Here is a 9,178-nt window from a genome sequence, read left to right on the forward strand (position 1 = left end):
GGTAGAACCGGCACCAGTAATCCGATGGCGTCCGTACGGCTGGCTAAGACGGCTGCGGTGATCAAGAGGTTTGCGTCAGATCGAGGGCAAATTCTGACGCAAACCTCTTGATCACCCCGGCCCCGACCGCTCTCCCGCGCGATCATGAAGTTATTGCCCCGACACGCCGCTGCGGCGGGCAATAACTTCATGATCAACGGGGAGAGGGGGCCGGGGAGAGGGGGCCGGGGAGAGGGGGCCGGGGAGAGGGGGCCGGGGTTGGGGTGGGGGAGGGGGCCGGGGTGGGGGTTGGGTTAGAGGTCTAGGAGGAGGGTGCGGGGACCTACGTTGGTGCTCTCGACCAGCATGTGGGCGCGGAAGCGGCCGGTCTCCACCGGTGCGCCGCGTTCGCGCAAGGCCTCGACGACCGCCGTCACCAGTGGTTCGGCGACCTCGGCTGGGGCGGCTGCGGTCCAGCTCGGACGGCGGCCCTTGCGGGCGTCGCCGTAGAGGGTGAACTGGCTGACCACCAGGACCGGCGCGCCGGTGTCGGCGGCGGACCGCTCGTCGTCCAGGATGCGCAGCTCGTGCACCTTGCGGGCCATCGTCCGGGCGGTCTCCGCGGTGTCGGTGTGGGTCACCCCGAGCAGCACCAGCAGGCCGTCCTCGATCGCGCCGACCACCTCGCCGTCCACGGTCACGCTGCCCCGCCCGACGGTCTGCACCACCGCGCGCATCAGCGGACCAACGACGTGCCGGCCGCGCCTGTCCCGCGCATCAGCGGACCACCGACGTGCGGGCCGCGCCTGCCACCCACCGCCCGCGTGCCTGCCGCCCGCATCAGCACAGACCCAACGACGTGCCGGCCGTGCCTGCCGCCCGCATCAGCACAAGCCCCAGCGTGCCGGCCGCGCCTGTCGCGCGCATCAGGCGGTCACCGGCTCGATGAAGCCACGCTCCACCAGGTGCGCCACGATCGGGCCCGCGGCTTCTGCCATCTCGTCGGGCTCGACGTCGTGCGCCGCGGCGAGGAGGGCGAGCTGATCGCGTAACGGCAGCCGGCCGTCGGCGCCACCGACCAGTGCCAGCACCAGCGGGTCGATCTCCTCGGTCCAGCGCAGGCCGTGCGGCATCGCGAGGACCTGCCGGTCCACCGCCCAGCCCTCGTCACCCATGGTGGCCTCCTGCTGCAGCTGGAGGCCCTCGGCAGCCCGGTAGCGCTCGGCGAGCAGCGCCTCGGTGTCGCGTACCCGAAGGAAGTCCTGGCGGTCGAACCAGGCGGCGACCTGGTCGCCCAGTGGCGGCCGCACCCGCTGGCGCAGATCCTCCACCCGGACCACCGGGTCGGCGTGCCCACCCTGGCGCAGCGACACGATGCCGAAGCCGATGCCTTCCACCTTGTGCGCGTCGAACCAGTCCAGCCAGGCGGCCATCCGCTGTGGGTCGGCGGTCTCGCCGACGTCGGTGAGCCACAGGTTGACGTACGCCATCGGGTCGGCCACCTCGCGCTGGATCACCCAGGCGTCCAGGCCGGTCCCGGAGAACCAGCCGGCCACCCGCTCGTCCCACTGCTCACCGGCGACGTGCACCCAGTTCGCCAGGTACTGCATGGTGCCGCCCTCGGTGAGCAGGCCGGGCGCGGCGGCTGCCAGCTCGGCGCCGATCGCGTCACCGACCCTGCCAGAGTCGCGGTAGACGTGCGTGGTGGTGCCCGGGCCGACCACGAACGGCGGGTTGCTCACCACCAGGTCGAACCGCCGGCCGGCCACCGGCGCGACCATGTCGCCGCGCAGCAGCTCCCAGTCCTGGCCGTTGAGGGCGGCGGTGGTCGCGGCGAAGCGCAGTGCCCGCTCCGAGAGGTCGGTGGCGGTCACGGCGGCGGCGTGGGTGGCCAGGTGGAGGGCCTGGATGCCGGAGCCGGTGCCCAGGTCCAGGGCGGTGTCGACCGGCCGGCGCATGGTCGCGCCGATCAGGGTCTGGGTGGCCCCGCCGATGCCGAGGACGTGCTCGGCGTGCAACGGTCGGCCCGGCCGGGCGCTGGCCGGCACGTCGGCGAGCACCCACCAGTCGTCGCCGTACGGCTCAAGGTCGACGCCGGCGCGCAGGCCGTCGCCGTACCGCTCGACCAGCCCACCGGCCAGCGCCTCCTCCACGCTCAGCGGCGCCAGCGCGGCGGCCACCACCGCCTCCGGCTCGGTCTGGTCGCAGATGAACACCCGGATCAGGGTGCCGAGCGGGTCGCCGTCCTCGGTAGCGCGCAGCGCGGCCCGGTAGTCGTTGCGGGCGACCGCGGTCGTGGCCTGCGAGCCCAGCCTCTCGGCGATGCCGTTGCTGGTGAACCCGCTCCGGGTCAGCGCGGCCCGCAGCGCGTCGACGCCGGCGGGGGAGAGCAGCATGTCGTGTTCGTCCACGCCGTCATCCTGCCCCCCGTTGCGTCCCGGGGCGGCACCACCCGCCCGAAGACGTCGGAGCGTCGGTGTCTCCCGGGGTCGGCGCGCCAGGCAGGATGTCCGCATGACGCTTGTACTGCCCATCGACCCGGAGGCCAACCGGCTGCTGGAGCGCAGCCCGCTGGCCCTGCTCCTCGGCATGGTTCTCGACCAGCAGGTGCCGATGGAGAAGGCGTTCTCCTCGCCGTACGTGCTGGCGCAGCGGCTCGGCCATGAGCTGAACGCGGCGGAGCTGGCCGGGTACGACCCGGAGGCACTGGTCGCGCTCTTCGCCCAGCCGCCCGCGCTGCACCGGTTTCCGAAGGCGATGGCGGCCCGGGTGCAGGAGGTCTGCCAGGTCCTGGTGGCGCGCTACGGCAGTGATGCGGCGCTGCTCTGGTCGGATGTGGCTGACGGGCCGGAGCTGCTGCGCCGGGTTTCCGAGCTGCCCGGCTTCGGCACGCAGAAGGCGCAGATCTTCGTGGCCCTGTTGGGCAAGCGGTTCGGGGTGACCCCGCAGGACTGGCGGAAGGCCGCCGGCGGGTACGGCGACCCGGGCGCGTACCGGTCGGTGGCCGACGTCACCGATGCCGATTCGCTGCGTCGGGTGCGCGAGTACAAGCAGCAGATGAAGGCGGCAGCCAAGGCGAAGACCGCCGACGGCTGACCCGGTCGCTCAGGCGGCGGTGGGGTGCGCCAGCGAGGCCAACGCGCGCCGGACGTCGGCGAGCGAGACGGTCGCGGAGTCGTCCAGGTCGGCCAGGCCGGCCTCGATCCACTGGCGCATCAGCGTGGTGACCCCGATGCCGCGGGCGTCGGCGGCGGCTCGCACCCGGTCGTAGGTCTCCAGCGGCAGCCGGACTGATCGGCTCACCATCGGCACGTCGGTGTCGGGGGTGGGGAGATCCACCGCCGGGCTCTCATCGATCAGCTCGGCGATCCGGTCGTCGCCGCTGTGGAACTGCTTGGTCGCGTCGTTACGGTGCATCGTCACGGCCTCCTCATCGGCGAGATCTCCGCACAGCCTCGTCGTAGCGCTTGGACTCGGCGTCGCTCAGTTCGCGAGCGGAGAGGATGTCCCAGTCGTTGTCGGTGCCATCGGCCTCGGCGAGCAGCACCGCCAGTCGGCGGCCCCGACGGGCGGCGGCGTAGACCACCATCACGTCGTCGCCCAGATGGCGGATGACCCGTCGGGCGCTGTGCAGCGCCTCCCAGACTTCCCCGGGCGTGACGTCGTAGACCCTCAGGTTGGCCAACGCCTCGTCGGTGAAGCTGAACCTGCTGCCCACGTCGGCGAGCGTACCACGCACGTAACACGAAACGGGATGACTCGAAGTTCGCTGATCACGGCCGTGCGGTGACAGGATGAGGCGTAATCCCTTGAGGAGGTCCATGGTGAAGCATCAGGCGTACCAGCCGATTCTGATCACCGACGCCTCGCGCAGCCAGGACGATCAGCTCAACAGCCGCCAGCGCCGTTATGTCCTGATGATGGGCATCCGGGTGGTGTGCATCATCGCCGGCGCGATCCTGGTCGGCGTGAATGCACCGCTGCTCTGGCTCTGGCTGCCGCTGTGCGCCCTCGGCATGGTGCTCATCCCGTGGCTGGCCGTGCTGCTGGCCAACGACCGGCCGCCCAAGGAGAAGCACCGGCTGGCCAACCGGTTCCATCCGCGCCAGCTGGACGACACCCCGCCGATGAGCCTCACCGCCGACGAGCGCCCGCACAAGGTCATCGACGCCGAACCCTGACCCGCGAGCGGGCCAGGGTTCGACAGGTCACGGCTGAGGCCGTGCGCCGATCGTGGAGACCGCCAGCCCGCCCAGATCGGTGGCGCGATTCAGCGCCGCCGTCGGGGTGGCACCGGCGAGCCAGGCGGTGAGCAGACCGGCCGCGAAGGCATCGCCCGCACCGGTGACGTCCACCACAGTCACCCGCCGGGCCGGGGCCACGCTGACCGCGGCCGTGCGGTCCACCCAGACCGCGCCGGCCGCGCCGCCCTTGACCACCACCCGCCGGGCGGTCGCCGACAGCGCCCGCCCCTGCGCCGCCGGGTCCAGGCCGCCGGCCAGCACCGTGGCCTCGTCCGCGTTGACCAGCAGCAGGTCGACGTCGCGTACCCAACCCAGGAACGCCGCCGCGCCCACCCGCCGCAGCGGCGCCGCGGAGGCCGCGTCGACGCTGGTGGTGAGCCCGCGCTCGCGGGCGGCGGCCAACGCCCGCAGCCCCGCGCCGCGCGACCCGACGTCCAACAGGGTGTACGCGGACAGGTGCAGATGCCCAGCGTCGGGCACCGCCGCGAGGGCCCGCTCGACGTGCGCGGCGCTCAGCCGCAGGTTCGCGCCCCGCTGGCTGACCATCGTGCGCTCGCCGTCGGTGGCCAGCACGATCACCGTGCCGGTCGGGACGCCCTCGACCAGGTCGACCGCGCAGTCGACGCCTGCCCGCTCAAGCTCGGCTATCCGGTCCCGCCCCGCGTCGTCATCGCCGACCGCGGCGACGAGCGTGACGCCCACCCCCTGCGCGGCGACCCAGGCGGCGGTGTTGGCCGCCTGCCCGCCGCCACCGAGGCTGATCTCGGCCGCGGTGTCCGAGCCGGCCGCGAGCGGCCCGGACAGCACGGCGACCACATCGGTGATCACGTCCCCGACGACGACCACCCGGGCCGGTTGGGTCATGCCGCGACGGCGGTGGAGCGGGCGGCCGCGGCCACCGCGATCCGAGCGGCCAGGTCGGCGTTGCGCAGGATGATCCGGACGTTCACCGCCAGGCTCGCGCCCTCGGTGGCCGAGTGGAAGTGCGCCAGCAGGTACGGGGTCACGGCCTTGCCGGTCACCCCGTCCCGGTCCAGCCGGGCCAGGCCCTCGGCGAGGGTCCGGTCGTGCAGCTCCGGGTCGAGCTGCTCGTCGACCGGCAACGGGTTGGCGACGATCAGGCCACCGGCGTGTACGGCCTGCTGGTCACGGGCGGCCAGCACGGCGGCGACCTGCTCCGGCGTGTCCATCGACCAGTCCAGGTCGAAGCCGCCGTCGGTGAGGTAGAAGCCGGGGAACCGGCGGGTGCGGTAGCCGACCACGGCGACCCCGAGGGTTTCCAGCCGCTCCAGCGTCGCGCCCACGTCGAGGATCGACTTGACCCCGGCGCAGACCACCGCGATCGGGGTCCGGGCCAGGGTGATCAGGTCCGCCGACTCGTCGAAGGTGTGCGCGGCCTCCCGGTGCACCCCGCCCAGTCCGCCGGTGGCGAACACCCCGATCCCGGCCGCGGCGGCCGCCGCGCTGGTCGCGGCCACGGTGGTGGCCCCGTCCGCGCCGGCCGCCGCAGCCACCGCCAGGTCGCGGACGGAGAGCTTGGCCACGCCGTCGACGGTGGCAAGCCGGGTCAGCTGCCCGTCGTCCAGGCCGACCACCAGCTCGCCGCGGATCATGCCGATCGTCGCCGGGACCGCCCCGGCGTCCCGAACCGCCTGCTCAATCTCCCGGGCCACCCTAAGGTTGTCCGGCCGGGGCAGGCCGTGCGAGACGATGGTGCTCTCCAGGGCGACGACGGGCTGGCCGTCGCGCAGGGCGTCGGCCACCTCAGTGCCGTAGCGAATGCGAAATTCAGTCACATTGGGCAACGGTACGGGGTCGGGCTCCGGCGGGCCTCAAGTGGACCCGGCTGTGATGACCTGCCAAACTTGAGTGTTGGAGGTGCAGACGTGAGCACAGAGGTTCTCGAGCGTCCGGAGCTGAAGGACGCCGACACCGGTCCTGAGATGTTCCACTACGTCCGCAAGGAGAAGATCGCCGAGAGTGCCGTCATGGGCACCTACGTCGTCGCGCTCTGCGGCGAGACTTTCCCGGTCACCAAGGCTGCCAAGCCGGGTTCGCCGGTCTGCCCCAAGTGCAAGGAGATCTACGACTCGTACCGCGAGTGATCCTCGGCTGGCGTCCCGGCCGGCGACGTAGCCTGCGGCGGTGACCACCTCCACCGCCCTGCTCCTCGCCGACCTGACCGGGGTTGCGGTGTTCGCCGCATCCGGGGCGACGGCGGCGGTCGCCAAGCGGCTGGACCTGTTCGGCGTCGCGTTCGTCGGCTTTGTGGCCGCACTCGGCGGTGGGATCTTGCGGGACCTGGTCATCGACGAGGTGCCGCCCCTGGCCTTCGCCGACTGGCGGTACGCGGCCACCGCCGCGATCACCGCGCTCGCCGTCTTCTGGCTGCACCCGCAACTGGCCCGACTGCGCACCACCGTTCTGGTGCTGGACGCGGCCGGCCTGGCACTGTTCACCGTGACCGGCACGCTCAAGGCGCTCGACGCGCGGGTGCCGGCGGTCGGTGCCTGCCTGATCGGCATGCTCACCGCGATCGGTGGCGGCCTCGGCCGAGATCTGCTCACCGCCGAGATTCCTGTCGTGCTGCGTCGGGAGATCTACGCGCTGGCCGCGCTGGCCGGCTCGGTCATGGTGGTGCTGCTGTACGTCACCGGGCGGACCGGGCCCGCGCCGCTCACCGCCGCCGCCGTTCTGGTCTTCGGGCTGCGCCTGATCGCGCTGCGTCGGCGCTGGTCCGCCCCGGTGGCGACGCTGCGCCCGCCGCGTACCGGTGGGGCGGATCCGCGCACCGACCGGGAGTGGTGAGGCCGCCCGGGCCGGGGTGGTGGATGTGACCAGCGTGGCGTCGCCTGGGCCGTGGGGCCCGCGCTGGTTATGCTGAGTCGGCCTTCGCGGCAGCTTCTGCGCGGAGGCGTTTTCATGGGCGGCGGTTTCGTGGCCCTCGCCCCGGATCCGCCGTCGTGCGGTCGGAGAGGAGCTTCGCGTGGCAGCCCGGACGCCGGTGCTCGAGACGTTCCCGGCACTACGCGCCTGGCAGCGCAAGGCGCTGGTGGAGTACCTGCGCAGGCGCACCGAGGACTTCACCGCGGTCGCCACGCCAGGCGCCGGCAAGACGACCTTCGCCCTGCGGATCGCCGCCGAACTGCTCGGTGACGGCACGGTCGAGGCGGTCACCGTGGTCGCCCCGACCGAGCATCTGAAGAACCAGTGGGCGGACGCCGCAGCCCGGGTGGGCATCCAGCTCGACTCCGCGTTCCGCAACGCCGACGTGCACTCCGCGGCCGACTTCCACGGTGCGGTGGTCACCTACGCCCAGGTGGGGATGGCCCCGCAGGTGCACCGGCGGCGCACCATGACGCGACGGACCCTGGTCATCCTCGACGAGATCCACCACGCCGGCGACTCCCGGTCCTGGGGCGACGGGGTCAAGGCCGCCTTCGAGCCCGCCGTACGCCGGCTGATGCTCACCGGGACGCCGTTCCGCTCCGACGACAACCCGATCCCGTTCGTCAGCTACGAGCGGGGCGGAGACGGGCTGCTGCGCTCCCGCGCCGACTCGGTGTACGGCTACTCCGACGCGCTGCGCGACGGGGTGGTCCGGCCGGTGATCTTCCTGGCGTACTCCGGGGAGACCCGCTGGCGGACCAACGCGGGGGAGGAGTTGGCCGCCCGCCTCGGCGAACCGATGACCCAGGACCTGGTGGCGCAGGCGTGGCGTACCGCCCTGGACCCGGCCGGAGACTGGATGCCGCAGGTGTTGCGGGCCGCCGACGCCCGACTCACCGTGCTGCGGAACGCGGGTATGGCCGACGCCGGTGGTCTGATCATCGCCACCGACCAACAGACCGCCCGCTCGTACGCCAAGCTGATCGAGCAGGTGAGCGGCGAGAAGGCCGCCGTGGTGCTCTCCGACGACCTGGGCGCGTCCGCCCGGATCGCGACGTTCGGGGCGTCCGACCAGCGGTGGCTCGTCGCCGTTCGGATGGTGTCCGAGGGGGTCGACATCCCGCGACTCGCGGTCGGGGTCTACGCCACCAGCGCCAGCACACCGCTCTACTTCGCCCAGGCGATCGGCCGGTTCGTCCGGGCCCGTCGGCCCGGGGAGACCGCGTCGGTCTTCCTGCCCAGCGTGCCGCACCTGCTCGGGCTGGCCAGCGAGATGGAGAACGAGCGCGACCACGTGCTCGGCAAACCCAAGGAATCCGACGGTCTGGACGACGACCTGCTGGAACGGGCGCAGCGCGACGACCAGGCCAGCGGGGAGTTGGAGAAGCGGTTCGCCGCGCTCTCGGCCACCGCCGAGCTGGATCAGGTGATCTTCGACGGGGCGTCGTTCGGCACCGGGGCTCAGGCCGGCACCCCCGAGGAAGAGGAGTACCTCGGCCTGCCCGGCCTGCTCACCGCCGACCAGGTTTCCCTGCTGCTGACCAAGCGGCAGGCCGATCAGATCGCCGCCCAGCGCCGCCGCACCGCCGAGCGGGCCGCTCAGCCGGCCGCTGCGGCCATTGCGGCGCCGCCCGCACCCATGAGCGCCGCTCAGCGTCGTGTGGCGCTCCGGCGCCAACTGAACGCTCTGGTGGCCGCCCGGCACCACCGCACCAATCAGCCACACGGCAAGATCCATGCCGAGTTGCGCCGACTCTGTGGCGGCCCTCCGAGCGCCCAGGCCACCATCGAACAGCTCGAGGAACGCATCGCCACCGTGCAGACCCTCTGACGCCGCCCACCGGTCTCGGCCGGTCGGGCACCCCATGATCACGCCACAACCAGGATGTAGTGGCCTCCTGGCCGATTCCAGGCCACTACATCCTGGATCGAGCACGATCTTGGGCGTGGGCGTGGGCGTGGGCGTGGGCGTGGGCGTGGCCGTGGGCGTGGCAGTGGGCGGTGGGCGTGGGCGGGGTGTGAGGCAAGGCGCGGGGCGGGGGGCGCGCGCGGGGCCGTGGGGGCGC

The 9,178-nt window shown here is 72.7% G+C and carries 11 protein-coding genes; 5 read left to right on the forward strand and 6 right to left on the reverse strand.

Features of this window, described 5'->3' with window-relative positions:
* Positions 1 to 293: 293 nt before the first annotated feature.
* Positions 294 to 716 (reverse strand): D-aminoacyl-tRNA deacylase, encoded by a 423-nt coding sequence (gene dtd, locus ABZS37_RS32415; RefSeq protein WP_355175372.1) that lies wholly within the window; start codon positions 714 to 716, stop codon positions 294 to 296.
* Between the two features lie 189 nt (positions 717 to 905).
* Positions 906 to 2,390, reverse strand: coding sequence for a methyltransferase (locus ABZS37_RS32420; protein WP_355175374.1), 1,485 nt, complete (start codon positions 2,388 to 2,390; stop codon positions 906 to 908).
* A 103-nt stretch (positions 2,391 to 2,493) separates the two neighbouring features.
* On the opposite strand from ABZS37_RS32420, the gene ABZS37_RS32425 reads away from it, so the two are divergent.
* Positions 2,494 to 3,075: an HhH-GPD-type base excision DNA repair protein gene (locus ABZS37_RS32425; RefSeq protein ID WP_355175376.1), complete on the forward strand. Its 582-nt coding sequence runs from the start codon at positions 2,494 to 2,496 to the stop codon at positions 3,073 to 3,075.
* A gap of 9 nt (positions 3,076 to 3,084) precedes the next feature.
* Here ABZS37_RS32425 and ABZS37_RS32430 read toward each other — a convergent pair whose 3' ends face one another.
* Both ABZS37_RS32430 and ABZS37_RS32435 read right to left on the reverse strand, forming a co-directional pair.
* Complete coding sequence (locus tag ABZS37_RS32430; RefSeq protein ID WP_355175388.1) at positions 3,085 to 3,396, reverse strand: hypothetical protein; 312 nt, start codon at positions 3,394 to 3,396, stop codon at positions 3,085 to 3,087.
* Positions 3,397 to 3,409: 13 nt separating this feature from the next.
* Positions 3,410 to 3,697 carry a hypothetical protein gene (locus ABZS37_RS32435; RefSeq protein ID WP_088946797.1) on the reverse strand — a complete coding sequence of 96 codons (288 nt, stop codon included), beginning with the start codon at positions 3,695 to 3,697 and terminating at the stop codon, positions 3,410 to 3,412.
* 103 nt (positions 3,698 to 3,800) lie between these two features.
* Between ABZS37_RS32435 and ABZS37_RS32440 the strand changes: the two genes are divergently transcribed.
* The gene (locus ABZS37_RS32440; RefSeq protein WP_355175378.1) at positions 3,801 to 4,160 is read left to right on the forward strand and encodes a DUF3099 domain-containing protein; all 360 of its coding nucleotides are present in this window, start codon (positions 3,801 to 3,803) and stop codon (positions 4,158 to 4,160) included.
* Positions 4,161 to 4,187: 27 nt separating this feature from the next.
* Here the strand turns inward: ABZS37_RS32440 and ABZS37_RS32445 are convergent, their stop codons facing one another.
* Both ABZS37_RS32445 and ABZS37_RS32450 read right to left on the reverse strand, forming a co-directional pair.
* Positions 4,188 to 5,087, reverse strand: coding sequence for a PfkB family carbohydrate kinase (locus tag ABZS37_RS32445; RefSeq protein WP_355175380.1), 900 nt, complete (start codon positions 5,085 to 5,087; stop codon positions 4,188 to 4,190).
* Positions 5,084 to 6,019: a pseudouridine-5'-phosphate glycosidase gene (locus ABZS37_RS32450; RefSeq protein ID WP_355175382.1), complete on the reverse strand. Its 936-nt coding sequence runs from the start codon at positions 6,017 to 6,019 to the stop codon at positions 5,084 to 5,086. Before ABZS37_RS32450 ends, ABZS37_RS32445 begins: the two co-directional genes overlap by 4 nt.
* A gap of 90 nt (positions 6,020 to 6,109) precedes the next feature.
* Between ABZS37_RS32450 and ABZS37_RS32455 the strand changes: the two genes are divergently transcribed.
* From ABZS37_RS32455 to ABZS37_RS32465, 3 genes are all read left to right on the forward strand, one after another.
* Entirely contained in the window at positions 6,110 to 6,328 is a 219-nt protein-coding gene (locus ABZS37_RS32455; RefSeq protein ID WP_088946800.1) for a DUF3039 domain-containing protein, read from the forward strand.
* Positions 6,329 to 6,368: 40 nt separating this feature from the next.
* Positions 6,369 to 7,031, forward strand: a complete 663-nt coding sequence (locus tag ABZS37_RS32460; protein ID WP_355175384.1) for a trimeric intracellular cation channel family protein — start codon at positions 6,369 to 6,371, stop codon at positions 7,029 to 7,031.
* 178 nt (positions 7,032 to 7,209) lie between these two features.
* A complete protein-coding gene (locus ABZS37_RS32465; RefSeq protein WP_355175386.1) occupies positions 7,210 to 8,943 on the forward strand; it encodes a DEAD/DEAH box helicase in 1,734 nt (577 codons plus the stop codon).
* Positions 8,944 to 9,178 lie beyond the last annotated feature (235 nt).

Origin of the sequence: Micromonospora sp. NPDC005413 (genome assembly GCF_040606435.1) — a bacterium.
GTDB lineage: Bacteria > Actinomycetota > Actinomycetes > Mycobacteriales > Micromonosporaceae > Micromonospora.